Genomic DNA, 24466 nt, shown 5'->3' with positions numbered 1-24466 from the left:
GAAATTAAAAGTTGAAATTTGTATATTTGATTCAAAACCAATTATTAACAAAATCTAACCCTTCAAGCGTATGATGGAGATTAACTTCTTTAACTTTTTCTATCTGATAGCTGGAATAAGTGTCCTATTCAAATTGATTTTAATCAGTAGCAATATAGTACAGAAAGACTGGGCTGCATTGAAAGCAAATTTGCTAATCCTTTCGATCATGTTGATCCTGATCGCCATTATCATTTATTATTTCAAAGTCTATAAATTCGCTTAATTGTTCAAGGTCCAATCGAAATAATTACCGCTTGCTACCAAGAAATTATTTTCAATATTGAAGTTGAAATCAAGGTAATCATTGCTGCAGCTACCCATATCGGAACAGCAAAACTTTCGGTCAATGTCAAATTGCATTCGAAAAGTCCCCTTGTTCTTTTCGGCATCATATTTAAAACTTGAAACCTGGATATTCCCAACTTCCGGGCTGCCATCCTTATCCCCTAAGACATCAAAAATAAACCAGCTTAACTTATCCAGTTCTTCTTTTGATATGATGTCCAATAATGCAGAAGGATCGGTTGATATGCTTTCCAGTTGTTGCTGGTTGATTTCAGTTTCAAATCTATATTCTTTCGTTTCCATAGGATAATATTTTTTCAATTTGCCTCGCATCTGGAAAATGTCTTTCCAAAATAGTAGGCTGTAGTTTGTTTTTACCAGCTATCTCTATCAAAGCCTTTGCCAATAAATATTCATTGCACCTCAAGTCCAGATAAATATTGGATTTATTGTAGACTAATGTTTTCCCTGAAAAGACAAAATAACTCTTTGGTATTTTCTTGAATTTGATGTCTTCCAAAAGGTAATCCAAAAGTTCTTCCCATTTGCCAACCAAGCTCATGATAATCTGTTCAAACATATATTGTCCCAACTGTTTTTCCAGCTTTTCCTGACTTTTAGTGGTCAATGTGGATTTGGAGTAGTAGATAATATTATTTTTTAAATAGGGTTTAGATTGTCCAGTGGGCAAAGGCCGCACAGGATATTCTTTGGAAAAAATTTTTAATGAAAAGAATTCCAATTCTTCCGTTGGAATAGCCTTGTTGGCATTTTTCTTGGCAAAACGCTTGACATATGCAGTCAATTCTTGGATAGATAGATCAGCAGGAGCATATATGACAGGTAAATCCTGTCCATTGAAATCAATGCTTATCCCTTTTTTATTGCTGCTGACCAATAAATAATCGATGTTTTCAACCTGAATTATCATTTCGGCCAATTTAGCAAATCCATTGTGTTAATTTAAAATCAATTAAATATATAAAAATAGTTACTTTTTGTTTTTTCCTAGATTCGCTATGTTTGCATAGGAACTATCTCTTAGTTCTTAAACAAAATAGGTTAATTATGAAACAATACGTATTAATGGCAGCATTATTTGCTAGTTCAGCCTGTGTTTTTGGGCAAGAACATCAAGCAATCAATGTTTCCTACATGGACAAATCCGTTCGTCCCCAAGATGATTTCTACAATTATGTCAATGGTAATTGGATGAAAACTGTAGAAATTCCTTCTGATAAGGCTCGTTGGGGTTCTTTTGATCAACTAAGAGAGAACACAGATGAAGCAGCCTTGAAAATCCTTAAAGAATCCTTGAATACCAAATTCGAAAAAGGAACTGATGGTCAAAAGATTGCTGATCTTTATAAATCTTATGTAGATTTTGATACCCGTAACAAGTTGGGAATAGCTCCTATTCAACAACAATTGAAGGATATCGATCAAGTGAAGAACCTGAAAGGTCTTTACGATTACTTCGTGAAATACGGAGCAATCGGTGGCAACCCTTTCTTCGGAGCTTATGTTTATGCCCACATGAAAAACAGTAATATGAATGCTGTTTATTTAGGTGGTGGTGGTCTAGGTCTTGGACGTACTTATTACCAAAAAGAAGATGCCAAAAACACTGAAACCTTGGGTAACTATAACCAATATATCAATGCGTTATATGGAAAGGTTGATCCGAAGACCAGAGATCTAAAAGGGCCTAAAGTAATTGAATTTGAGAAATTGATCGCTTCCAACCTAAAAACAGTAGAGGAGATGCGTGATGCTCAAAAACGTTACAATCCGGTTGCGGTAAAGGATTTGAATAAAATGGTGAAGAATATGGATGTGGCTAAATACATCCAAGCCTTGGGATTCAAAGCGGATACCGTGATCATCGGTGAATTGAAATATTACCAGAATCTAGACAAGATCGTTAATGAGGAGAATTTACCAGTTATCAAGGAATACTTGAAATTCCATGTAATGGATGACGCTACTGGTTATTTGACTGAAGAACTAGATCAATTGTCTTTCGATTTCTACGGAAAGAAATTAAGAGGTCAAAAAGAACAACGTGCGTTGGATAAGAGAGGTTTGGAATTTGTCAATGGCAACGCTGGTGAATTGTTAGGAAAGCTTTATGTGAAAGAAAACTTCCCTGCTGAGGCAAAGGCTGCATGTGAGGAGTTGGTTCAATACTTGATCAAATCTTTCAATGTGCATATCAAGGATTTAGCTTGGATGTCACCAACCACTAAAGAAAAAGCTTTAGAGAAACTTTCTAAATTCACCGTGAAAATCGGATACCCAGACAAATGGAAAGACTATTCTAACTTAGAAGTAGGTACTTCCTTGATCGAAAATGTAAATAACGTGCGTCGTTGGTCATTTGAAGAAAACCTTGCTAAACAAGGCAAACCAGTTGACAAGTCAGAATGGGGCATGACGCCACAGACGGTAAATGCTTACTACAGCCCATTGTTCAACGAGATCGTTTTCCCAGCCGCTATCCTACAACCTCCATTCTATGATTATAAAGCTGATCCAGGAGTGAACTTTGGTGGTATCGGAGCGGTTATCGGTCATGAGTTATCACATGGATTTGATGACTCTGGTTCTCAATACGACGGAAATGGTAACCTGAATAACTGGTGGACTGACGAAGACAGAACTAAATTTGAAGCTGCTGCTGATGCATTAGTTGCGCAATTCGAAGCTTACGAACCTGTACCGGGCGTATTTGTGAACGGTAGATTCACCCTAGGTGAAAACATTGGTGACCTTGGTGGTTCTTCAGTTGCATTCGATGCATTACAGATGTACCTTAAAGACAAAGGAAACCCTGGTTTGATCGATGGATACACCCAAGACCAACGTTTCTTCCTTTCATGGGCAACCATCTGGCGTACCAAAACTACCGATGAGTTTGTGGTAAACCAAGTGAAAACTGACCCACATTCACCGGCTCAATACCGTGCTACAGGACCGATCATCAATTTAGATGCGTTCCACAAAGCATTCGAAACCAAAGAAGGTGATAAATTGTATATCCCTAAAGATAAACGTATCGTAATCTGGTAAGCAGATTTTGATATCAAGAGAAACAGGAGCAACCGGAAGGTTGCTCCTGTTTTTTTTAGGGTGAGGGGGTGTATGGCGAAAAAAAAATGTCCTTTCCAGTGTCATCCTGACGCAGGAAGGATCTCGGAACTATTCACTGCAAATAATTGATTATCAGTCATGATACAACCGTTTTGAACCAGGATGTTAGGGATCGGAGGATGGACCAAGATCGTTGGCGGAATGCCGCTCACATTTATTTATTTTCCATTTCCCGCTGTCATCGTGACGCAGGAAACATCTCGGAACTATTCAATACAAATAATTGATTATCAGTCATGATACTACCGTTTTGAACCAGGATGTTCGGGATTGGAGGATGGACCAAGATCATTGGCGGAATGCCGATCACATATATTTTTTTTCCATTTCCCGCTGTCATCCTGACGCAGGAAGGATCTCGGAACCGTACAAAGCATAAGTGCATTGGCGAACAGGTCCTCCATCTTCGATGGAGAATGACAAAATGGAATGGACATTTACGTACAGATTCTTCACTCATCGTTCAGAATTGGAAGTGTCCCAGAGAGGGATTCAGAGCGCAGCGAAGAATCTATTTTTTATTTTTTTAAGGATCGTTGTCATCCCGAAATCGTAAGATGAGGGAACTATTTTTTATCCCGGTAAAGAGGATTTATGGAAAAATATTTCACCCCTACTAGGGGTTCTCCGTCAAGCGATTCAATTTTCTATAAAGATGTCACCCCCTCTGGGGGTTGCCTACCTAAACAAACAACTATCCTTCCGCAGGAAGTCCTTTAGCCCCCGACTCATTTCCTTGGCGGAAAAATGGAAAGAATGCCGATGCCCTGTGCGATGGGATTGGCCTTGGAATGCTTTCAATAGATCATCCCATCAAAAGGGATGAGCTTTTGAAAGATATTCCCGACAACAAGGCATTCTATCCATGTGTGGATGATTGTGCGAAAAGCCACCTTAAATGGGCCGAAGCGTTACGGATTCGAGTTGTTTTTGGTATCCGTGAGCTCCTTCGTCGGTTTGGTTACTTTTGGGCTCTAAAAGTAACGAACAAGTTTTATAGGGAAATATTCCACTCCGCTGGAGGCTTTCCAAATATGGAGTCTACCTATTTAGCTCCAATACCCTTCTGGAAACCACCACGCTTACCCAAAAAACTCTACGCATTGCACAAAAAAAAGCCACAATCTTTGTGGCTCTCCAAAATAATATTTTCGAATATTAAACTGTTGTATCGTCAATACTTGCGTCAGGAGCGTTTTCTTGAATTGATTTGATGCCATTGCTACGGCCAGCTTCACTTTCGTACATTTCGCTTGTTCCGATGATCTGACCATTACCAGCTTTTAGGTTGAAGTAAAACTTACCGTTCTTGGCTGTTAACTTATCAAATTTTGAACTGTCTTGTGAATTTTTCTTAACGGACTGCACGCCATTTTCACAAGCTGCTTTTGTGGTATAACCTTCACTGCTCAGAATGACCTGTCCATTTGCAGCTTTTAGGTTGAACTGGAACTCCCCATTCTTCCTAGTTGAAATTACAAACTTTCCCATAGTTTAAATATTTAGTTATTTACTAATTTACTAATTTTCAATAAAATCCAAACCCTCCATATTCAGAATATTGCTCAGGCAATTATCTTGCCATCTAAATAATACCAAGTTCCTTGGAGTTTTTGGAACCTGGATTTCTCATGATGGACCTGTTTTTCAGCAAATGGATCTGTGAAAAATGCCTTGAATTCTACGGTGTTTTCGGTGGCTTTTATGATTTCCAAACCTTCCCATTTGTTCTCTTTGCTCCATTGTTCGATCTCGGTTTTTTTCTGGAAGCGCCTGCTGTTGGGATGGAATGATTGGTAAAGGAAATCAACCAAGGATAGACAGAAAGCCGTATATCTTGCACGCATCAGCTGCTCGGCGGATCCAGCAGATTTTAGGTCATGATGTACTTTTTCGCAACAATCTTCGTAATTCTTTCCAGAATCGCAATAACAATTCTTGTTCATAGTCAAGGGATTAAGCATTTCTTGTTTTTTGGGTGCCAATGTTGGTCTAAAACTTGTTTACCGAATATACAGATGTTTCATTTGTCACGGAAATATCTATATAAAGAATGTTACAAACTATAAATGAAGAATCGCCGTTATAATGGCAAACAATAACCCCTAAATGACAACATTGAAGAATGAATTAGTAGGCACATGGCAACTACTATCTTATATAGAAGTACCGATTAAAGGTGCAGATTCAATATTCCCGATGGGCCAATCTCCAAAGGGATTATTAATGTATGGAGCTGATGGATTTATGTCAGTTCAGATTTCAAGTTCAGAACGCAGTCAATATGCATCTGAGGATCGCTATTTGGCAAATGAAAAAGAAATCCAGGAGCAGGTCAAAGGCTTTATAGCTTTTGCTGGTTCCTATAAGATCGACAATAATAATGCAATCGTACAGTATTCCATTACGACCTCATCGTTCCCGAATTGGGAAGGTCAGTATCAGGAGCGCAAGATTGATTTTGAAGGCGATATCTTGTACCTGAAGTCCGTAGAACCGATCCTTTCGGACGGCATCATGGTCAATAGCTATATGACTTGGCAGCGGATAGAAAAAGCAGAGTTTGTTTCTAGACGTGAAAAGTTTATCGAATACACAACAGCAAAAGTCGTTAACCCTTAATGGCAGAGCCACAGTGCTGAAGATCTTGTATGGTTGGGCATATCTAATACTCCCAACCATACAAAATTCTTTTTCCATTAGATTATTGAATAGAAGTACCTCCACTTTATTTTGGCATTGATATCCCATGTTCAGGTCTTGAGTCTTATGTCTATTGTCTTAAGTCTCTTGTCTAATGTGTTTCTTTTAGCTAAATATTTTTTACATTAAGATGTATCTGATATTTTTTCAAAATTCCGTACCTTTGTGCCATCAATTCAAGATATGAGTGACGCTATAAAACACGAGTGCGGTATCGCACTAATCCGACTACTAAAACCCCTATCTTATTATCAAGAAAAATACGGTACGCCCTATTACGGCATCAACAAATTGTACCTGCTTATGGAAAAGCAGCACAATAGAGGCCAAGATGGAGCGGGGATTGCGACGATTAAATTCGATGTCAAGCCTGGTAACCGTTATATCTCCCGATACAGAGCAATGGGGTCTTCGGCAGTTGCCGAAATCTTCGAATACGTTCAGAAGAAGTTCGCTGCGGTTAACAAGGCTTACCCAGAGGAATCCAAGGATACCCAATGGTTGAAAGACAATGTTAGCTTCACGGGCGAAGTGTTATTAGGCCATTTGCGTTACGGCACACATGGTAAAAACAGTATTGAAAGCTGTCATCCATTCCTTAGACAGAACAACTGGATGTCCAGAAACCTCGTAGTAGCAGGGAACTTCAACATGACCAATGTTGATGAGCTTTTGCAACAATTGTACGACCTAGGACAGCACCCTAAGGAACAAGCGGATACGGTTACGGTACTGGAAAAAATCGGTCACTTCCTAGATGAAGAAAACCAAAAACTTTTCGACAAATTCAAACAGGATGGTTATTCCAATATTGAGATCTCTGCGCAGATCGGGAAAAACCTGGATGTTGCCAAAATATTGACCCGCTCCGCGAAGACTTGGGATGGTGGTTATACCATCGCCGGAATTTTTGGTCATGGGGATGCATTCGTAATGCGTGACCCAGCAGGTATCCGTCCGGCATTCTACTACCAAGATGACGAAGTATTGGTGGTAGCATCGGAAAGACCGGTAATCCAAACGGCTTTCAATATCCCATTGACTGCAGTAAAAGAGATCAAACCAGGCCATGCCTTGATCGCTAAGAAGGACGGTACGGTTTCCGAAGAAATGTTCAGACAGCCGGTAGAACAAATGTCCTGTTCTTTCGAAAGAATCTATTTCTCTAGAGGTTCAGACGCAGATATCTACCAAGAACGTAAATCACTAGGTAAATTGTTGATCCCTCAGGTATTGAAGAGCATCGACAACGACATCAAGAATACCGTATTCTCTTTCATCCCGAATACTGCCGAAGTATCTTACTATGGTATGATGGAAGGAATCAACCAGCACGTGAGAAATTGCCAAAAAGAGGCGCTTTTGAACCGTACTGATAAAATCTCTGATGAGGAGTTGAATGAAGTATTGGATCTGAAACCACGTTTCGAGAAATTGAACGTGAAAGATGCTAAGCTTCGTACCTTCATCACCCAAGATGCAGATCGCCAAGATATGGTACAACATGTCTACGATACAACTTACGGTATCGTAAATGACCATGAAGATACCATCGTTGCCATCGATGACTCCATCGTGAGGGGAACGACTTTAAAACAAAGTATCCTGACTATCCTCGATCGTCTACACCCTAAGAAAATCGTAATCGTATCCTCAGCCCCTCAGATCCGTTATCCGGACTGTTATGGTATCGATATGTCTAGGATGTCCGAGTTCGTGGCATTTGAGGCCGCTATCGCTTTATTGCGCAAGAATGGATTGGCCCACATCATCGATGAGGTCTACCAGAAATGTTTGGCTTCCACAACGATGCCGAAGGATCAGGTTGAAAACTACGTAAAAGCAATCTATGAGCCGTTTACCGATGAACAGATCTCCCAAGAGATTTCCAGGATCGTAAAACCTCATAACCTGAACGCGGAGTTGGAAGTTGTATTCCAAACTCTGGATAACTTACATATCGCTTGTCCAAACCACAAAGGCGACTGGTACTTCTCGGGTAACTACCCAACACCTGGAGGTAACAAGGTTGTAAACCGTGCCTTTATGAACTGGATGGAAGGTAAGAATGTTAGAGCATACTTCAGTAGCTAGTCTGGATTATAGAAAAATTAAGATTTAAAGGTCATGATTTTATCATGGCCTTTTTCGTAGATATTAGTCGGGTCTCACTTTGACCATATTCGAGACACATTCGGAAATTTGAAAATGTGTCTGGGATCAATTCCCTATTCAATCCAGTAAATTCCCGAATGATTCTCGAATATGTCTCGAATAAGGTAGGCTTTTTAGCTATAATTCTATCCAGAAAAAATGACCTTCTGATTTCTTTATTTGAATTCAAATAATAATTGAAATTCCTTGTTGCTGGAAGAATTTTTTCTTTGCAAAAAAAGAAGATGTAGTTTCAAGTCGAAGCTAGGAAATTTTCGCTGTACTTCTACAAGACACCATACCTAGGCAAAAAAAGATCATGGATCCCAGTTGCAATAACCAGATCCATGATCTTTATCTTTTATCGGAACCTCCGTCTAAATACTAAATACTTTATACTAAATACTTAGTTCAAAACAGTTTTAGACTTTCCAGTTTCTTCATCATGTTGCGTAGCAATCAATGTAGAAGTTGGTTCCAAAGGATGTTTCTTTACAAATTTAGTAGACGCTAGATAATCTTTGTTTCCAGCGTATATGTACATCAGACTTCCACCTTTGATCGTATTGATGATTGGTTTGGTCAATTCGCGAGGTAGGGCAGGGCAGCCGTAGCTTCTTCCTAATCTTCCTGTTGATTTAATGATATCTGTACTGCAATAATCTGCACCATGAACCACGATGGCTCTAGGTCTTGCTTGATCATTGATTCCTTTTTCAAGTCCGTCCAAGCGTAGGGAGAATCCATTTCCACCGTAATAGGTTTCTTCAGCATAGTAAAACCCTAGTGAACTTTGGAAAGATCCATGTTTGTTAGAAAAAGATGTAGCAAATTTTTCACCGCTGTTTCTGCCATGGGATACGATATTGTGGTATAAAAGCTTTTTGGCTTTCATGTCCAGAACATACATTCTTTTATCGGTTGAAGGCAAGGTGAAATCAATGATGGTCATGATGTTCCTGTTCTTGGGGTTCAATTGCTGGTAGCCTTGCATAGCTTGTTCGAAGGCGTCCCATTTAATGATCCCTTGCAGTTTCATTTCATCATATAATTCTTTAACTGGATCTTTTACTACTTCTACTTTTGTCTGTGTGATTTCTTTAGGAGCATTTACTTGCGGAGTGATGTTTAGGTCTCCTGTTATTGTGGAGGTCGCAATAGCCCATAATGAAATAAGCAATAGTTTATTCATAAGCACATTTTCCTAGTCTCTTTTTACAAAGCTAGGAAAAATATGACAATCAAAGTGTTAAATAAGGTTTTAGTCAATCACAACCACCAGTGATTTAAAGGGTTTTGACGTGTCGTAAACAAACTTAGCATGAGATGACGCATTTCTGACACACATATGTGACCTTGGTGTCGTACCCAATGACCATGAATACTCCACGATCTTACCTTTTGGATTATTCACCGGAACACCGTGAATATAGCCTCCATTGGTGAATCGGGACGCATATGGCGCAAATCCTTCAATGGTCGTCGTTCCATCCCCATAATAGAACATTTTTGGTTTTTGTTCCTGCACCATAAAGATTCCAACCGGTGTTTCCATCTGGTGTGGAGGATTGTGCTGACCCGATGTTGCGGGGTTCATACTGCGGATTTTCCATTCATTTTCACCCGTTCTTTCCACCGTCATAATATTTTGGTTTGTAACATCGACGATGTTGACATGGGTGATTTTTAACGAATCGCCGATAGATTTAACATATCTTTTAGGCACAAACCAGGTTCCTTCGAAGGAGATCCCATTGACTTTGACCATCTTTAGGGTGTCTGGGCTTTCTAAGCTTACCAAAGATCCATCGCGACCATAAATGGACGGCTTTTTACTGTCTTCAGCTTGGTATAACGGAGCAGATTGATATTTTTCAGTACCTAAGGTATCCGATACACGTTTATAGGCATTGCGGACGAAGTTTTCCACCACAGCAGCTTCGCCATTGCGGTTCTTATAGTTTTGAAGGACACCATATTGATGGGGAGCCCTTTGGAAATTTTCGATGAAGGCCAATTTCTCCTTGATCTTTTCGATCTGGAATTGGCGGGTAGTATCCTTGTATGGATAGGTTTCCTCTAAAGAGTGTTTGTCGTATTGTAGATCTTTTTCCAGTTTGATGTCAGCTGCAGTTCGAGGTCTTTCCCTTTCTGCTCTTTCGGCTTCTTCTTGAGCTTTTTTAACTCTTTCTATGGAATCTTGCTTTCTTTTCTCAGCAGCACTAGTGGTTTTTGACGAGTTCTTACAGGATGCGACGATTAATAAAGCAAAAAGTAAGGACCAGAAAAAGTAATTTTTCATTCGCTAGTTTGGTGTTTTTTAGTGGATTGTAATCTAGTTTTGATGCAAAAATAGAATTAACTTCAATATCAACCTATTGAATACTAAAAATCATTCCATTATTTCGGAAATTTGGAAATTAATTCTCAAATTCATCAAATGAAGCCAAATAACTACATCACCATCGCCGTTGGAGTCGTCATTAATAAACAGGACGAGTTATTGACCGTTCAAAAGAATGGCTCCAGCTATTATCAGCTTCCGGGTGGTAAGATTGAAGGAGAAGAGCGACCTGTGGATAGTTTGATCCGAGAACTGAACGAAGAATTGCATATCCTCCTGAAGGAACAGCATTGTAAGCTCCTAGGTGTGCATGAAGCCCAAGCCGTCAATGAAGCGGGAAAAACGGTCCGGGGCTATGTTTTTCAATGTGAATTTGTGGATCAATTTGAACAGATCGAACCACATGCCGAACTGCGGGAAATCCGTTGGGTGAAGAAAACCGAAATTGAAGAAGTAAAATTGGCCAATCTATTGAAACAATTTGCCTTGCCCATCTGGATGGAAAACTAGCACATTTGGAGAAAAGCAGGTAAAAAATAAAGGGATTGCCCATTTAGGCAATCCCTTTATTTATGATAATTATTATCGATTAAAAGTGAAAAGTAACACCAACAGTTGGAGCTAATGAATTTACGTTCAATCCGTAAGAATTAACTGTAGTTTTTGCATCAGTAGCTTCATTAGTAGTAGAACCGTTGTTGTAGAACAAACCTCTTACTTTAAACTCAATACCTAAGTTTGAAGTAGGGAAGTAAGCCACACCTGGAGCTAATTCAACACCGTAGTTTGCTGTTGTAGCAGTTTTATCACCATTTACTTCTTGAGTACCCCATGCCATAGGAACAGTTAACTGACCGAAGAATTTAACAGGACCTTCATTGTTACTGTACATTCTACCGAAAGGAGCAAGAACAAAAGAAGAGTTGGTGTTTTTAGTATTGGCAGCATCTTTGTTTTCAGCCCAAGAGTAACCAATACCAGTACCTACTGCAATATTATCTGCTACAAAGTAACCCACATTAGGGATAATGCTGAACTCATTTGATTTTGCATCTGAATCTTTAATAGATTGACCTTGGTAGCTAACTTGGCCACCTAACATAAATTTACCTTTTTCAGTTTGTGCATTTGCTGCTAATCCTAATACTGCTACAGCAGATAATGTAAGTAATAATTTTTTCATGATTTCAATATTAATTGTTTGACTTTATTGTCATATATGGTCAAATAGTCAATCTCTGTACCAACTTGTTAAATGGCATAGGTGTTTAAGCAACTATTTTTTCCAAGAATCCAATAATGCATTGAAATACAGTGAGTTTAAATTATTACACTCTTTTTTTAATGACAATTAACAAACAATCATCAAAACATAGCTTATTTCTTTAGCTGAAAAAAAGTTAAAATAATAGCCAATTTGTCATGGATTTCGGGAAATCCATGCTGTCAAAATATCATTTTGCTTGTCAGGTAGGAAGGATTAGGTGTAAGCGAAGATCCTTTTATGGATTCTGCTGAGCGCTTGAGGCGTTACAGCAATATAAGAAGATTCACAAATTATAAGTTTTAAATCCAAACCAAGTATAGAATCTTTAGATTTACGATATTAATAAAATCTATGGAAATAAGCGGACATCCCAAGCTTTCAAAATCGATGTTATGGCTCATGACGGTTGTATCAGGGGTAGTGGTGGCGAATAATTATTATAATCAACCCTTATTGGCAGAGATGGCTTCGGAATTTGAAGTTTCTGAATCAGCCATTAGTAAGATTACAGTGCTTACCCAGTTGGGATATGCTTTTGGTTTGTTGATGATCATCCCATTGGGTGATAAACTTTTTAGGAAAAAGCTGATACTGTTTGATTTGATATTGGTGTTCCTCGCATTGCTGTGGATGGCATTATCCAGAGAGTTATGGATGATCTCCATGGCTAGTTTCCTGATCGGATGTACCTCGGTAATTCCACAGCTCTTTGTGCCCATGGTTGCCGATCTATCCGATTCAGAAAATAGGTCCCAGAATATCGGTATGGTCATGTCAGGATTGTTGATGGGGATCTTGTTGTCCCGGTTTATAGGAGGGATAGTCGGAGATATTTGGGGCTGGCGAAGTATTTATTTTGGGGCAGCAAGTCTCATGTTGGTTTCCTGGATATTTATCTATCGCATGTTGCCGGAAATGAAACCTAACTTCAAAGGGAATTACGCTTCCTTAATGAAGTCCGTTTGGGTTCTTGCCAAATCAGAACCCATATTGCAACTGGCCTCCTTCAGGGGTGCAGTAAGTTTTGCTTCTCTATGTGCCGTATTTACAACCTTAGCCTTTCATTTAAACGAGCCCCCATTTGAGGTTGGGCCATCCGTTGCAGGTACCTTTGGTTTGATTGGTGCAGCAGGAGCTTTAGGTGCCGCATTTGTTGGAAAATTAAATAAAGTATGGTCTCGCCATAAAATAATTACCGTTTCATTGGTTATTCTTTTTTTGAGTTGGTTCTTTATCTATTTTATGGGAAATACCTATCTAGGACTGGTAATCGGGATTATCTTGATTGATCTGGGTTTGCAATCCTCCCATATTATGAACCAATCCGATTATTTTGCCATCAAGACGCCTGCTACAAGCAGATTGAATACGGTTTATATGGTGACCTATTTTATTGGAGGGTCTTTTGGTTCCTGGCTGGCAGCCCAGGCATGGGGAATTGCAGGCTGGACAGGGGTATGTGTGGTTGGAGTTAGTTTTGCAATGATGGGATTGGGATCGCACCTGTTGCTGGCGAAGAAAGTGAATGAAATGAGGGGAAGGGATTGAACCAGGATTAATGGGATAGGAGGATGGACCAAGAACTGGTTTTGAACCAGGATTTATGGGATGGGAGGATGGACCAAGATCTTTTACTTCTTGAGCTATTTACAAACCGCCAGATGGGGTGGCATTAAGTTAAGTTTTTTTGTGTCATTCTGACGAAGGAAGAATCTCGGGAAAATGCAAAACTACAAAATCAAAAATACCGGGCATTGTATTGGTTTACAGTTCCTTAACCTTCAGTTAAGGATGACAGTATCTAAGGGAGAAGATCCGTACAGATTCTTCACGAATTGTTCAGAATCAGAAGTGTACAAATAGGTATTCTTGTTCCTTTGTAAAGTTACGCTTTGTTTTTCTCTTAACTTAATGACATTGGCCAGAGGGGGTGGCATATTTTCTGCACCCTTTTTGTGTCACTCTCACGGTTTCCGGAAGGGTCTCGGAACTATACACCCTTCATTTAAAATGGTTCTCTCATCTTACGATTTCGATGACAACGATTCTTAAAAAAAAACAAAAAATAGATTCAGAGCGCAGCGAAGAATCCCTTTCTGGGACATTTCCAACTCTGAACGAATAGTGAAGAATCTGTACGTAAATGCCCCAAAACATGCTTGTCATTATCCATCTAAGATGGATGACCTGTTCGCCAATGCACTTATATTTTGTATGTTTCCTAGATCCTTCCTACGTCTGGATGCCAGCGGAAAATGGAAAATAAATATATGTGATCGGCATTCCGCCAACGATCTTGGTCCATCCTCTAATCCTGAACATCCTGGTTCAAAACGGTTGTATCATGACTGATAATCAATTATTTGTATTGAATAGTTCAGAGATCCTTCCTGCGTCTGGATGAACAGCGGAAAATGGAAAATAAATATATGTGATCGGCATTCCGCCAACGATCTTGGTCCATCCTCCAATCCCGAACATCCTGGTTCAAAACGGTTGTATCATGACTGATAATCAATTATTTTTCTTGTATAGTTTCGAGATCCTTCCTGCGTCAGGATAACAGCGGAAAATGGAAAATAAATATATGATCGGCATTCCGCTAATGATCTTGGTCCATCCTCCAATCCCGAACATCCTGGTTCAAAACGGTTGTATCATGACTGATAATCAATTATTTTTCTTGTATAGTTTCGAGATCCTTCCTGCGTCAGGATGACCCCGAAAAAGAAAGTCATTTTTAACGACATACTGCCCTGTAAGGGCAGAATTATTTTAGCACTGGTATTGAACAAAATAGGGCTAATGCAAAAACGCTGTTCGATTAATCGAACAACGTTTTTGCGCGACTTCCAGGTTAACGTGCCATGTCAGCTAAAATAATGGAACCCCGAAAGGGGTTATTCGGTTTACAATCTGACAAACAAATCCTCGATCTCCTTAATCCAATTTTACTGCATTTAATCGTAATGAATTGACAATTACGGATACTGAACTTAAACTCATGGCTGCCGCGGCGATCATTGGGGACATTAAAATCCCAAAAGATGGATATAAAATACCTGCTGCTATCGGAATGCCGATGACATTGTATAAAAAGGCAAACAATAGGTTTTGCTTGATGTTCCTCAGCATAGATTTACTTAGCTTAAAGGCTTTGTGCACTCCAATAAGGTCACCTTTGATTAAGGTGATCTCTGAACTTTGGATGGCAACATCGGTTCCGGTGCCCATTGCAATACCAACATCGGCTTGTGTTAATGCCGGGGCATCATTGATACCGTCGCCAACCATAATAACTTTTTTGCCTGCCTGTTGTAATTCTTTGATGCCGTTTAATTTGTCCTCTGGTAATAAACTACCTTTGGCATGTTCGATACCTGCTTCCTTAGCAACGATATCGGCTGTGTTCTGGTTGTCACCGGTGAACATATAGACCTCAACACCTTCTTCCTTGAATCTTTTGATTACATCAATACTGCTCTTTTTCAAGGCATCAAATGCGGCAACCAAACCCGCGACTTTTCCGTCAATGGCAAGTACTGAAACAGAATTTCCTTTTTTCTGTAATTCCTCAATCTTTTGGAGTTGGTCTTTGCTGACTTCGATTTTCTGTTCTTCCATTAATCTTGGCGTGCCAAGAAGGGCAGTCATGTGGAAAATATGTCCTTTGACTCCTTTACCGGAGATGTTTTCAAATTGGGCAACATCTAAAAGCTGCAAACCATTTTCTTTGGCTTTATCTGTCATCGCCTGCGCCAAAGGATGGGTGCTGTTTTTGTTGACCGATGCAGCAATCTGCAGTATGTCATTCTCTGAGAACTTATCGTTTTCAGAAGTCACCGCTGAAACGGAAGGTTTTCCTTCTGTAATGGTACCGGTTTTGTCCACGACCAATACATTTGCTTTTTCAAGCTTCTCTAGTGCTTCTGAATTCTTGATTAGGATTCCATTTTTTGCTCCTTTTCCAATACCGACCATAACAGACATGGGCGTTGCAAGACCTAACGCACATGGACAGGCAACGATCAATACTGCCAGCATGTTTGAGAATGCCATGGCAGTACTGTTTGGAACTGCTGAAACATTCCAAAGAATAAAGGTCAGGATCGCGATGGCAATAACAGCTGGTACAAATATCTTAGAAACCTTATCGGTCAGTTTTTGAATAGGTGGTTGGCTACGGCTGGCATTATTCACCAATTGGATGATTTGAGCCAGCAAGGTCTCTGAACCTACCTTCTCAGCTTTGATCAAGATTTCATGGTTTCCGTTTATTGTTCCTCCGATAACCTGATCATCCTTTGATTTTTCAACAGGTATTGGTTCTCCAGTGATCATCGCCTCATCAATGGAGGTATTCCCTTCCGTGACAATACCATCTACCGGCACTTTATCTCCTGCTCTTACTCTTAGGATATTGCCAACTTTAACATCATGGATAGAAATTTTTCTTTCTTTGCCATTTTCAACGAGAATGGCCTCAGCGGGACTAAGTTTGATTAGTTCCTTGATAGCGGTATTCGTTTTAGAATGGGCTTTCGCTTCCATCACCTGTCCTAGAAGAACCAATGTGAGGATAACCACAACAGATTCAAAATAAAGATGAACCTCGCCATGGTGGCCCTTTAATTCTTCTGGGAAGATTTGCGGGAAAAAGAAAGCCAATAAACTAAAAATAAATGCCGCTGCTGCTCCTAAACCAATCAAGCTGAACATATTCAGGTTCCAAGTCTTGAAAGAGGTCCAAGCACGTTGGAAGAACATCCAACAGGTATAGAAAACGACAGGTAATGTCAAGATCAATTGCAGCCAAGCATTGACCTTATAGGGAATAACTTGACTGATGGGTTGTCCGGGTAGCATATCACCCATAGATAGAATAAAAACGGGCAATGTACAAGCTACAGAAATCCAGAATTTCTTCAATAGATCACGATAATGTTGGTCGTCTTCTTCTGTGACCTGATTCGGGACAAGCTCCATTCCACAGATGGGGCAATCGCCAGGATGATCTTGGACGATTTCAGGGTGCATAGGACAAGTATATTCCACTTTCAATGTGGTATCAGGAATTTTTTCCAAGTTCATTCCACAAACTGGACAAGAACCAAACTTATCATAGACTTTGTCTCCTTCGCACATCATAGGGCAATAGTATTTCCCTGCATTACTGGCATTGACCGTGGGTTGCGCCTGATGGTGGTGAGAAGGAGCATTGAAATCGACTTTTTCTATTGGACGAAGGTGCATATTACAAACCGGACATCTTCCTGGTTCATGATAAATCTTGTCCTTTCCTTCGCAGAACATCGGACAGATATATTGGCCGCTTTCTGATAGCTCGGGTTCATGTGCATGATGATGTTTATGCTCATGAGCACCCTTCTCATGGATCTGATAATGTCCGCCTAACTCATCCAATTTATTCTGTAATTCTTCTGTAGGAATAGGGCTGTCTGATAATATCTGTGCTTCGCCTTTTTCTAAATTAACAGAAGCTTTTACAGTAGGTATCTCATTCAGTTTCTTTTCCACATTCGTTCTGCAACCATTACAGGTCATCCCCGTTACGGTAAAAGTTTTATCAGTAGGACCTACATTTTCAGATTCATTATTATGGATCTGGTAATGACCGCCCAATTCATTGAGTTTTTCCTGAAGGTTGGAAATATGGACCGGTTCATCTGTTTGCAAATGAGCCTCTGCTTTTTCCAGACTTACCTGAGCATTGACACCGGGAATCTCATTTAATTTCTTCTCGACATTTGTCCTACATCCATTGCAGGTCATTCCAGTTACTTTATAGGTGTGATTCTTCATAGTGCTATTAACCATTATTATTTAATACAAATTTCCGGAGAATTGGGTTTAGAATTGTTACATAATTTCCATTAATAGTTATAAAATTATGTACAATTTGCAATAAGATCCGTACATTAATAGAAACCTAAAACGAATGAGCATTTCAAGAAGAGATTTTATATATAAGTCAGCTATGTTATTTCCTGCCTTGCACTTAACATCATTGTATGGTAGGACAAATAAACAATCTACCCTACGCGTTGGAGCTATCGGCATCAAGGGGATGGGTTGGTCAGATTTGAGTTCCATCCTCAAAGTTTCCAATGTAAGTTGTACTGCGATATGTGATGTTGATGATGCGGTGATTCAAGAAAGGCAAAAACAGCTGCAAGGCTTGGGTCAAAAACCTAAAGTCTATAAAGACTATAAGGAATTGTTGAAGGATCCTGAAGTGGATGCTGTTATTATCGGCACTCCAGATCATTGGCACTGCCTGATGTTAGTGGATGCTTGTAAAGCTGGTAAGGCAGTCTATGTTGAAAAACCAATTGGAAATTCCATTGTGGAATGTAATGCGATGTTAGCAGCAAAAGATAAGTATAATAGCATCGTTCAAGTGGGCCAATGGCAAAGATCGCAGAAGCATTTTAAAGATGCCATTGACTTTGTGCATTCAGGGAAATTAGGAAAGGTGCGTTTAGTAAAAGCTTGGGCTTATTTGGGTTGGAAAAAACGCGTTCCGGTAGAGCCTGATGGACCGGTACCAGCAGGTGTAGACTATAAAGCTTGGTTGGGTCCAGCGAAAACAAGACCCTTCAACCCCAATCGTTTTCACTATAATTTTAGATGGTATTGGGATTATGCAGGTGGTTTGATGACAGACTGGGGAGTGCATCTATTGGATTATGCTTTATTGGGGATGAAAGTTTCAGATCCGAATTCAATAATGGCTGCCGGCGGGAAGTTTGCATATCCGGATGATGCAGGAGACACCCCCGATACCTTGACTACGGTTTATGAATTTGATGGTTTCAATATACAGTGGGAGCATGCAACCAGTATTTCTGGAGGGCCATACAGCCGTGAACATGGAATTGCCTTTATCGGCAACAATGGTACCCTGGTATTGGATAGAAATGGATGGGAAGTGATTCCTGAGATGGATAGGATGGAGGCTGTGCCTTATCAGAAGAAAGTTGATAATGGACTGGATCTGCATATGCAGAATTTTGTCGAGGCAATTCGGACTAAAAATGGCAATATCCTAAATGCGCCATTGGAGGTGGGTAGCCATATCGCAAAATTCTCCCAAATGGGTAACATTGCTTATAGAACAGGTAAAAAAATCTATTGGGAAAAAGATATACAACGATTTAAAGAAGCAGAAGCTAACAAATTACTGGCAGCAGGCTACCATAATGGCTATAAGTTGCCCCAAGCTTAAATAATGGGGTAAAGGGAAGATTTAGGGCTGATGGCATAATTTTCTTTCATGGTTTTGAAGAAACGTGTATTCATCTGATTGTCTTCCAATATAAAGGGTACAAAAACTTGGTTATTATGAACGCTGAGTTCATAATAACCAAATAATATCTGATTGTTCTTTTGAACAGATTTAACCGCGCGCACTTGTTGTACATCTCGCAACAAGTTAAAAGAAACCTTATTTCCACTCAGCCACTCGATCAAGACATCATTGGTATTTGGATTGAACCAAATGCGCTGATCCTTGGCATATTTCAATTGGTTATTCAAGAGAAATAATTGGCTCATAAGATAAAGACTGATCGGCAGCATGAAGAGGATAATCTTCACCTTCATGGCCAATACGATCGTAATAATGAATAATACGACCCCAATCCCTACACTGAACAAGGTATTCTTGATTGTCCGTTGGATAATGGGAGCTCCACTTTCCACTAGAAAATAACCTTGCTTATTGCTTTTTTGAACTGCAGTAGATTTGCCCTTCATCATCACTCTCCGTGATAAGAAGTAAATCAATATGCCGACAAGGATAACAATAAGTAGGATTTTGTTCATGATTAGTATTGTTCAGATTCGTTAGGGTATGCCGAGGATTTTACGTCAGCAACATATTGCTTAACTGCATTATTGATTTCTTCATTCAAGTTCAAGTATTGTCTCAAGAATTTAGGTTTAAACTCCTGGGTAATACCTAACATATCATTCACGACCAATACCTGACCGTCGCAAAGGTTTCCGGCTCCAATTCCAATGGTCGGGATATCTAACATCTTAGAAACTTCACCTGCTAATGCTGCTGGAATTTTTTCCAAAACTACGGCAAAACATCCTGCTTCTTGAAGTGCTAAGGCATCTTCTTTTAATTTTGCTGCTTCAGCATCTTCTTTTGCACGGACACCAAAATCACCAAACTTATAGATGGATTGCGGGGTCAGGCCTAAGTGTCCACATACTGGGATTCCAGATTGGACAATCTTCTTGATGTTGTCAATGATTTCCGTTCCACCTTCCAATTTGATGGCATGTACTCCAGATTCTTTCATCATCCTCACTGCTGCTTTATAAGCATCCTCGGTAGAACCTTGGTATTCACCAAAAGGAAGATCGGCGATGACCATGGAACGCTTAGCTGCTCGAGCTACAGCGGAGGCATGGTAGATCATATTGTCAAGCGTAATAGGCAAGGTGGTTTCAAAGCCCGCGAAAACATTGGCTGCTGAATCGCCAACCAAAAGGATATCAACACCGGCATCATCTAGGATTCTTGCGGTTGAATAATCATAAGAAGTAAGCATACTGATTTTCTCACCTCTGTTTTTCATATCGCGAATAATAGATGTTGTAATTCGCTTGATAACTTTATTTACTGACATGTTAGATTGCTTTTATTGCAAAAGTAGGCATTTTTGTAGGAGTATCAACCTGAATGTTAACCTATTGCTTAAACTACGCTGAATTATAGAAAATTAGCAATAATTCTTATTTTTGCGGTTATGGCTCAACAAGAGAAAAATCTATTTAAATACCCGAAATTCAACGAACTGATCATACACGAGGATGACAACCTTATTGTTATCAATAAACCGCCCTTTGTTGCATCATTAGATGCTCGTGGTGGGGACGAGGTCAATATCCTTCGCTTAGCGAAAAACTATTTTCCCGATGCACAGGTCTGTCACCGTTTGGATAAAGATACATCCGGCGTTCTTTTGATCGCAAAAAATCCGGAAACCTATAGGCTGATGTCGATAGAATTCGAAAAACGTAGGGTGGATAAAACTTATCATGCCGTGATTGGAGGGACACATGTTTTCGAGAATTTGGTGGTAGACTTACCGATTTTGAACCAAGGCAACAAGAATGTGACCATCGATCGTTATAATGGAAAACCGGCAGAGACTATTTTCAATAGTATCAAGTATTTTAAGCATTATACCTTGGTGGAATGTAAACCTATTACCGGTAGAATGCACCAGATCCGTATCCATCTAGCTACCCAGCATGCTGCCATTGTAGGTGATGCGATGTACCGTGGAAAACCAGTTTTTCTTTCTCAAATCAAGAAAAGAGGATTTACACTTTCTAAGGATCAGGAGGAATTGCCGATCATGAAGCGTTTTGCTCTTCATTCTAAAGCAGTAAAGTTCACATTGGATGGTAAAGAGTATGCTTTTGAGGCAGAATATCCGAAAGATTTCGCTACTTTGGTGAAACAACTTGAAAAATTTGATTCATAATCATGGCCGAAAAGAAAAACAACACAAAAAATATTTTATCCTGGGTTCTTATTATTGTTTTGGCAATTTTGGTATTGACACCAACGACCAGAACAGCCATACAAAGGGGGCTAATGAAAATAGGCCTCTTCAATCCTTCAGTTCCAAAACAAACCGCTGGAGAGCCTTCTGCTACTCCTATGGTGATGACGGAAACAGCTACCCTTTCCGATGAATCTGGAAAGAGGATCCAAACCCATGAATTACAAGGGAAAGTCGTATTTATCAATTTCTGGGCGACTTGGTGTGGTCCATGTCGTGCAGAAATGCCGTCTATTCAAAAATTATATGATAAATATAAGGATAATGATAAGGTGGTATTTATGTTGGTAGAGATTGAGCACAATGCGGAAGGGGCAAAGGCTTTTATGGAAAAGGAAAAGCTCAATATGCCTATTTATTATCCGGAGAGTGAGATTCCAAGTACTTGGTTAAGCGGTTCTATTCCATCTACAGTAGTTTTGAATAAGCAAGGAGCGCTTGCTTTTGACCATAAAGGTATGGCCGACTATTCCACAAAAGAATTTGAGGACTTCATCGTCTCATTAATAAATCAATAATAATGACCAAGCAAGAGCTAATTGATAATATTAAAAGAAAGAAAAGCTTTCTATGTGTTGGATTGGATACGGATATCACAAAAATTCCTGAGCATCTTTTGGATGATGAAGATCCTATTTTTTCCTTCAATAAAGCGATTGTTGAAGCTACTGCAGATCTTTGTGTGGCCTATAAACCGAATATTGCTTTCTATGAGAGTTATGGTGTGAAAGGTTGGGAATCTTTGCGTAAGACTTGTGAAATCCTTCCAAAAGATTGCTTCAGTATTGCCGATGCAAAAAGAGGCGATATTGGTAATACTTCAAAGATGTATGCCCAAGCTTTTTTTAATCCGAAGTCCTCCGGATTGAATTTTGATTCCATTACAATTGCACCATATATGGGGGAAGATTCTGTAACCCCTTTCCTTGATTTCGAGGGTAAATGGGCGATTGTATTGGCTTTGACTTCCAACCAAGGGAGTTTGGACTTTCAGAATTTCCAGAATGCGGAAGGAAAGCAATTATTTGAAGAAGTAATCGATAAGGTAAATACTTGGGGGAGCTCTGAGAATTTGATGTATGTAGTAGGTGCTACCCGAGGTGAAGCTTTCACTAAGATTAGGGAGCATGCGCCAGATCATTTCTTGTTGGTTCCTGGGGTTGGTGCCCAAGGTGGTTCATTGGCGGACGTATGCCAATACGGAATGAACAAAGACTGTGGTCTTTTGGTCAATAGTACCCGTGGGATCATCTATGCTTCAAAGGGAAGGGACTTTGCAGAGAAAGCACGTGAAGAAGCTATTATATTGCAAAAAGAAATGCAAGAGCAGCTTGAAATCCATGGGGTTATCTAAGCTTATCTGAATAATAAAATAATATTTAACAATTTCAGCTTTCCTTGGGAAGGCGATAAAAACTTTCATGTTCGTTGTTATTTCGACGAAAACATGAAAGTTTTTTTAAATTCTGAATCTTTGGCATAATAATTTGTGGAGATGCAGGGATAATGAGTTTTATGAATAAAGTAAAATCATCCCTTTTATTGGGTTTGCTTGCAGGGGTCACCTGTTTGAGCAGTTGTAGTTCAGTTTATTTGCCGAATGTTCCAGCGACACCTATGTTCAACAACAAAGGTGAGGGCTATGTTGCTGCCCATGTAAATGCAAAAGGAAACCTAAGTGGGAACCTTGGTGTTGCATTTACAGATCATCTTGCCGTTATTGGAAATGGTTCCTATATCAATTATCATTCAGACAACAACGATTTCAAGCAATACCTGTATGAAGGAGGCTTGGGCTATTACACCGTGGTTGGAAAAGCTAAGCGCAGTGTATTGGAGTTCTATGGAGGATATGGCGTCGGAGCGACCACCGACATCGATAAAAGAGCCAGCACAACGGGTACCAATCCGGTAGAAACTCGGGACCTGGACTTCAATAAAATCTTTGTTCAGGCGAATTTTTCATCGACAAGAAAAAACAAGATTAATCTTTTTGGTAAGAAGAGGACTCTAAACTATGGAACAGCGATTCGATTGAGCCGAATTAAGATGGATCGATTTGAATTGAATGGCCTTGATACACAGCTGGAAGAGAATGTGTATATAGAACCTGTTTTCTTCACGAGGTTGGAATTGAATAAAGGTTTTCAAATCCAATATACCAATGGTTGGAATATTGGATTGATGGATAATCAGTACCTCAAACCTGGAAATGCTGTTTTCACCTTAGGGTTGATTTATAATTTTGGAAGAAAGTAAAAGAATATGAGAAAATTAATTGGAATAGTATCCGTTTTGGCAATCTTGATGTTGTCGGGTTGTCAAGTGAATAAAAAAGCACAGATCAAGGCTTTGGCAGACTGTGAATATGATGTTGAGTCGGTGGATCAAGTGAAGTTCAATGGTAAAAATTTGGAATCCTTTAAGGGTGCTGATGGAAACTACAATATGTCCTCGATTGCGGGACTTGCAGTTGCATTGTTCAGCAAAGAACTTCCACTAGAAGGAAAAGTGAATTTGAAAGTAACGAATCCGGAAGCGCAGAAAGCTGCCTTTAATTCGTTCAAATATGTTATCGAGATTCAAAATTCGCCTCTATTTGAAGGGACAGTAGATCAGAATGTGAATTTGACCCAAGGCCAGAGCACCATCGTTCCGATGACCTTCAAAGCCAATATCTTTAATAAAGCGAAAGAAAATGGTTTTGAAAAATTCTTCGATGAACTTTTGAACAAGAAATCTGAAGGCTTTATGGTCTTAAAAATCAAACCTTCTATTCGAATCGCAGGACAGAATATTTATTATCCTTCCTATATCACTGTCGATAAGAATTTTGGGAGTAAGATATTTAAGTTGTTTAAGTAAGCAAAGAGGGGCAAATGAAATTTGCCCCTCTTTGCTTACTTG

General features: G+C 39.6%; 23 protein-coding genes. 13 read left to right on the top strand and 10 right to left on the bottom strand.

The features are described from left to right. Positions 1 to 70: 70 nt before the first annotated feature. On the top strand, positions 71 to 265 hold the full coding sequence (locus tag CKW03_RS13980; RefSeq protein WP_093098030.1) for a hypothetical protein: 195 nt from the start codon (positions 71 to 73) through the stop codon (positions 263 to 265). On the opposite strand, the gene CKW03_RS13975 is transcribed toward CKW03_RS13980, so the two are convergent. After that, the gene (locus CKW03_RS13975) at positions 262 to 630 is read right to left on the bottom strand and encodes a hypothetical protein (RefSeq protein WP_093098028.1); all 369 of its coding nucleotides are present in this window, start codon (positions 628 to 630) and stop codon (positions 262 to 264) included. The genes CKW03_RS13980 and CKW03_RS13975 overlap by 4 nt on opposite strands. Beyond that, on the bottom strand, positions 611 to 1258 hold the full coding sequence (locus CKW03_RS13970; RefSeq protein WP_093098027.1) for a hypothetical protein: 648 nt from the start codon (positions 1256 to 1258) through the stop codon (positions 611 to 613). The genes CKW03_RS13975 and CKW03_RS13970 overlap by 20 nt, the downstream gene beginning before the upstream one ends. Before the next feature lie 137 nt (positions 1259 to 1395). Between CKW03_RS13970 and CKW03_RS13965 the strand changes: the two genes are divergently transcribed. Further along, on the top strand, positions 1396 to 3399 hold the full coding sequence (locus tag CKW03_RS13965; RefSeq protein WP_093098025.1) for a M13 family metallopeptidase: 2004 nt from the start codon (positions 1396 to 1398) through the stop codon (positions 3397 to 3399). Positions 3400 to 4638: 1239 nt separating this feature from the next. Here the strand turns inward: CKW03_RS13965 and CKW03_RS13960 are convergent. Beyond that, entirely contained in the window at positions 4639 to 4971 is a 333-nt protein-coding gene (locus CKW03_RS13960) for a YegP family protein (RefSeq protein ID WP_093098024.1), read from the bottom strand. 74 nt (positions 4972 to 5045) lie between these two features. After that, positions 5046 to 5426, bottom strand: a complete 381-nt coding sequence (locus tag CKW03_RS13955) for a YchJ family protein (RefSeq protein WP_093098492.1) — start codon at positions 5424 to 5426, stop codon at positions 5046 to 5048. Positions 5427 to 5589: 163 nt separating this feature from the next. Between CKW03_RS13955 and CKW03_RS13950 the strand changes: the two genes are divergently transcribed. Both CKW03_RS13950 and CKW03_RS13945 read left to right on the top strand, forming a co-directional pair. Next, positions 5590 to 6102: a lipocalin-like domain-containing protein gene (locus tag CKW03_RS13950; protein WP_093098022.1), complete on the top strand. Its 513-nt coding sequence runs from the start codon at positions 5590 to 5592 to the stop codon at positions 6100 to 6102. Between the two features lie 264 nt (positions 6103 to 6366). After that, positions 6367 to 8277, top strand: coding sequence for an amidophosphoribosyltransferase (locus CKW03_RS13945; RefSeq protein WP_093098021.1), 1911 nt, complete (start codon positions 6367 to 6369; stop codon positions 8275 to 8277). A gap of 466 nt (positions 8278 to 8743) precedes the next feature. Here CKW03_RS13945 and CKW03_RS13940 read toward each other — a convergent pair whose 3' ends face one another. Continuing rightward, positions 8744 to 9529: a murein L,D-transpeptidase catalytic domain family protein gene (locus CKW03_RS13940; protein WP_236736492.1), complete on the bottom strand. Its 786-nt coding sequence runs from the start codon at positions 9527 to 9529 to the stop codon at positions 8744 to 8746. A 69-nt stretch (positions 9530 to 9598) separates the two neighbouring features. Next, entirely contained in the window at positions 9599 to 10639 is a 1041-nt protein-coding gene (locus tag CKW03_RS13935; RefSeq protein ID WP_093098019.1) for a L,D-transpeptidase, read from the bottom strand. A 138-nt stretch (positions 10640 to 10777) separates the two neighbouring features. Between CKW03_RS13935 and CKW03_RS13930 the strand changes: the two genes are divergently transcribed. Then, positions 10778 to 11191 carry an NUDIX hydrolase gene (locus tag CKW03_RS13930; protein WP_093098018.1) on the top strand — a complete coding sequence of 138 codons (414 nt, stop codon included), beginning with the start codon at positions 10778 to 10780 and terminating at the stop codon, positions 11189 to 11191. Between the two features lie 79 nt (positions 11192 to 11270). Here the strand turns inward: CKW03_RS13930 and CKW03_RS13925 are convergent, their stop codons facing one another. Further along, on the bottom strand, positions 11271 to 11864 hold the full coding sequence (locus CKW03_RS13925) for an outer membrane beta-barrel protein (RefSeq protein WP_093098016.1): 594 nt from the start codon (positions 11862 to 11864) through the stop codon (positions 11271 to 11273). 483 nt (positions 11865 to 12347) lie between these two features. Between CKW03_RS13925 and CKW03_RS13920 the strand changes: the two genes are divergently transcribed. Continuing rightward, positions 12348 to 13496 (top strand): MFS transporter, encoded by a 1149-nt coding sequence (locus CKW03_RS13920; RefSeq protein WP_236736491.1) that lies wholly within the window; start codon positions 12348 to 12350, stop codon positions 13494 to 13496. A gap of 1024 nt (positions 13497 to 14520) precedes the next feature. Further along, positions 14521 to 14667 carry a hypothetical protein gene (locus CKW03_RS20480; protein ID WP_157739526.1) on the top strand — a complete coding sequence of 49 codons (147 nt, stop codon included), beginning with the start codon at positions 14521 to 14523 and terminating at the stop codon, positions 14665 to 14667. Positions 14668 to 14888: 221 nt separating this feature from the next. On the opposite strand, the gene CKW03_RS13915 is transcribed toward CKW03_RS20480, so the two are convergent. After that, on the bottom strand, positions 14889 to 17771 hold the full coding sequence (locus CKW03_RS13915) for a heavy metal translocating P-type ATPase (protein WP_093098013.1): 2883 nt from the start codon (positions 17769 to 17771) through the stop codon (positions 14889 to 14891). Between the two features lie 136 nt (positions 17772 to 17907). Here CKW03_RS13915 and CKW03_RS13910 point away from each other — a divergent pair, with 136 nt between their 5' ends. Beyond that, positions 17908 to 19197 carry a Gfo/Idh/MocA family protein gene (locus CKW03_RS13910; protein WP_093098012.1) on the top strand — a complete coding sequence of 430 codons (1290 nt, stop codon included), beginning with the start codon at positions 17908 to 17910 and terminating at the stop codon, positions 19195 to 19197. On the opposite strand, the gene CKW03_RS13905 is transcribed toward CKW03_RS13910, so the two are convergent. Together CKW03_RS13905 and panB are read right to left on the bottom strand one after the other, a co-directional pair. Continuing rightward, positions 19194 to 19796, bottom strand: a complete 603-nt coding sequence (locus tag CKW03_RS13905) for a hypothetical protein (protein ID WP_139185469.1) — start codon at positions 19794 to 19796, stop codon at positions 19194 to 19196. The genes CKW03_RS13910 and CKW03_RS13905 overlap by 4 nt on opposite strands. 2 nt (positions 19797 to 19798) lie before the next feature. Beyond that, positions 19799 to 20614, bottom strand: a complete 816-nt coding sequence (gene panB, locus CKW03_RS13900; RefSeq protein WP_093098009.1) for a 3-methyl-2-oxobutanoate hydroxymethyltransferase — start codon at positions 20612 to 20614, stop codon at positions 19799 to 19801. Between the two features lie 120 nt (positions 20615 to 20734). Between panB and CKW03_RS13895 the strand changes: the two genes are divergently transcribed. The 5 genes from CKW03_RS13895 (at position 20735) to CKW03_RS13875 (ending at position 24424) form a co-directional block, all read left to right on the top strand. Then, positions 20735 to 21478, top strand: a complete 744-nt coding sequence (locus tag CKW03_RS13895; RefSeq protein ID WP_093098007.1) for an RluA family pseudouridine synthase — start codon at positions 20735 to 20737, stop codon at positions 21476 to 21478. Between the two features lie 113 nt (positions 21479 to 21591). Continuing rightward, positions 21592 to 22077 (top strand): TlpA family protein disulfide reductase, encoded by a 486-nt coding sequence (locus tag CKW03_RS13890; RefSeq protein ID WP_236736490.1) that lies wholly within the window; start codon positions 21592 to 21594, stop codon positions 22075 to 22077. 2 nt (positions 22078 to 22079) lie between these two features. Further along, the gene (gene pyrF / locus CKW03_RS13885) at positions 22080 to 22913 is read left to right on the top strand and encodes an orotidine-5'-phosphate decarboxylase (RefSeq protein WP_093098004.1); all 834 of its coding nucleotides are present in this window, start codon (positions 22080 to 22082) and stop codon (positions 22911 to 22913) included. A 161-nt stretch (positions 22914 to 23074) separates the two neighbouring features. Next, positions 23075 to 23818, top strand: a complete 744-nt coding sequence (locus CKW03_RS13880) for a hypothetical protein (RefSeq protein ID WP_093098002.1) — start codon at positions 23075 to 23077, stop codon at positions 23816 to 23818. 6 nt (positions 23819 to 23824) lie between these two features. Then, complete coding sequence (locus CKW03_RS13875; protein WP_093098001.1) at positions 23825 to 24424, top strand: hypothetical protein; 600 nt, start codon at positions 23825 to 23827, stop codon at positions 24422 to 24424. Positions 24425 to 24466: the final 42 nt, after the last annotated feature.

Source organism: Sphingobacterium mizutaii (genome assembly GCF_900187125.1).
Classification (GTDB): domain Bacteria; phylum Bacteroidota; class Bacteroidia; order Sphingobacteriales; family Sphingobacteriaceae; genus Sphingobacterium; species Sphingobacterium mizutaii.
Note: the sequence above shows the minus strand (reverse complement) of the source record. Positions and strands in the feature narration are given on the sequence as shown.

What these genes read in the sequence shown, in the direction of transcription:
- CKW03_RS13980 (WP_093098030.1), top strand. Translation starts at nt 71, where the DNA reads ATGATGGAGATTAACTTCTTTAACTTTTTCTATCTGATAGCTGGAATA.
- CKW03_RS13975 (WP_093098028.1), bottom strand. Translation starts at nt 630, where the DNA reads ATGGAAACGAAAGAATATAGATTTGAAACTGAAATCAACCAGCAACAA.
- CKW03_RS13970 (WP_093098027.1), bottom strand. Translation starts at nt 1,258, where the DNA reads ATGATAATTCAGGTTGAAAACATCGATTATTTATTGGTCAGCAGCAAT.
- CKW03_RS13965 (WP_093098025.1), top strand. Translation starts at nt 1,396, where the DNA reads ATGAAACAATACGTATTAATGGCAGCATTATTTGCTAGTTCAGCCTGT.
- CKW03_RS13960 (WP_093098024.1), bottom strand. Translation starts at nt 4,971, where the DNA reads ATGGGAAAGTTTGTAATTTCAACTAGGAAGAATGGGGAGTTCCAGTTC.
- CKW03_RS13955 (WP_093098492.1), bottom strand. Translation starts at nt 5,426, where the DNA reads ATGAACAAGAATTGTTATTGCGATTCTGGAAAGAATTACGAAGATTGT.
- CKW03_RS13950 (WP_093098022.1), top strand. Translation starts at nt 5,590, where the DNA reads ATGACAACATTGAAGAATGAATTAGTAGGCACATGGCAACTACTATCT.
- CKW03_RS13945 (WP_093098021.1), top strand. Translation starts at nt 6,367, where the DNA reads ATGAGTGACGCTATAAAACACGAGTGCGGTATCGCACTAATCCGACTA.
- CKW03_RS13940 (WP_236736492.1), bottom strand. Translation starts at nt 9,529, where the DNA reads ATGAATAAACTATTGCTTATTTCATTATGGGCTATTGCGACCTCCACA.
- CKW03_RS13935 (WP_093098019.1), bottom strand. Translation starts at nt 10,639, where the DNA reads ATGAAAAATTACTTTTTCTGGTCCTTACTTTTTGCTTTATTAATCGTC.
- CKW03_RS13930 (WP_093098018.1), top strand. Translation starts at nt 10,778, where the DNA reads ATGAAGCCAAATAACTACATCACCATCGCCGTTGGAGTCGTCATTAAT.
- CKW03_RS13925 (WP_093098016.1), bottom strand. Translation starts at nt 11,864, where the DNA reads ATGAAAAAATTATTACTTACATTATCTGCTGTAGCAGTATTAGGATTA.
- CKW03_RS13920 (WP_236736491.1), top strand. Translation starts at nt 12,348, where the DNA reads ATGACGGTTGTATCAGGGGTAGTGGTGGCGAATAATTATTATAATCAA.
- CKW03_RS20480 (WP_157739526.1), top strand. Translation starts at nt 14,521, where the DNA reads ATGGAAAATAAATATATGATCGGCATTCCGCTAATGATCTTGGTCCAT.
- CKW03_RS13915 (WP_093098013.1), bottom strand. Translation starts at nt 17,771, where the DNA reads ATGAAGAATCACACCTATAAAGTAACTGGAATGACCTGCAATGGATGT.
- CKW03_RS13910 (WP_093098012.1), top strand. Translation starts at nt 17,908, where the DNA reads ATGAGCATTTCAAGAAGAGATTTTATATATAAGTCAGCTATGTTATTT.
- CKW03_RS13905 (WP_139185469.1), bottom strand. Translation starts at nt 19,796, where the DNA reads ATGAACAAAATCCTACTTATTGTTATCCTTGTCGGCATATTGATTTAC.
- panB (WP_093098009.1), bottom strand. Translation starts at nt 20,614, where the DNA reads ATGTCAGTAAATAAAGTTATCAAGCGAATTACAACATCTATTATTCGC.
- CKW03_RS13895 (WP_093098007.1), top strand. Translation starts at nt 20,735, where the DNA reads ATGGCTCAACAAGAGAAAAATCTATTTAAATACCCGAAATTCAACGAA.
- CKW03_RS13890 (WP_236736490.1), top strand. Translation starts at nt 21,592, where the DNA reads ATGAAAATAGGCCTCTTCAATCCTTCAGTTCCAAAACAAACCGCTGGA.
- pyrF (WP_093098004.1), top strand. Translation starts at nt 22,080, where the DNA reads ATGACCAAGCAAGAGCTAATTGATAATATTAAAAGAAAGAAAAGCTTT.
- CKW03_RS13880 (WP_093098002.1), top strand. Translation starts at nt 23,075, where the DNA reads ATGAATAAAGTAAAATCATCCCTTTTATTGGGTTTGCTTGCAGGGGTC.
- CKW03_RS13875 (WP_093098001.1), top strand. Translation starts at nt 23,825, where the DNA reads ATGAGAAAATTAATTGGAATAGTATCCGTTTTGGCAATCTTGATGTTG.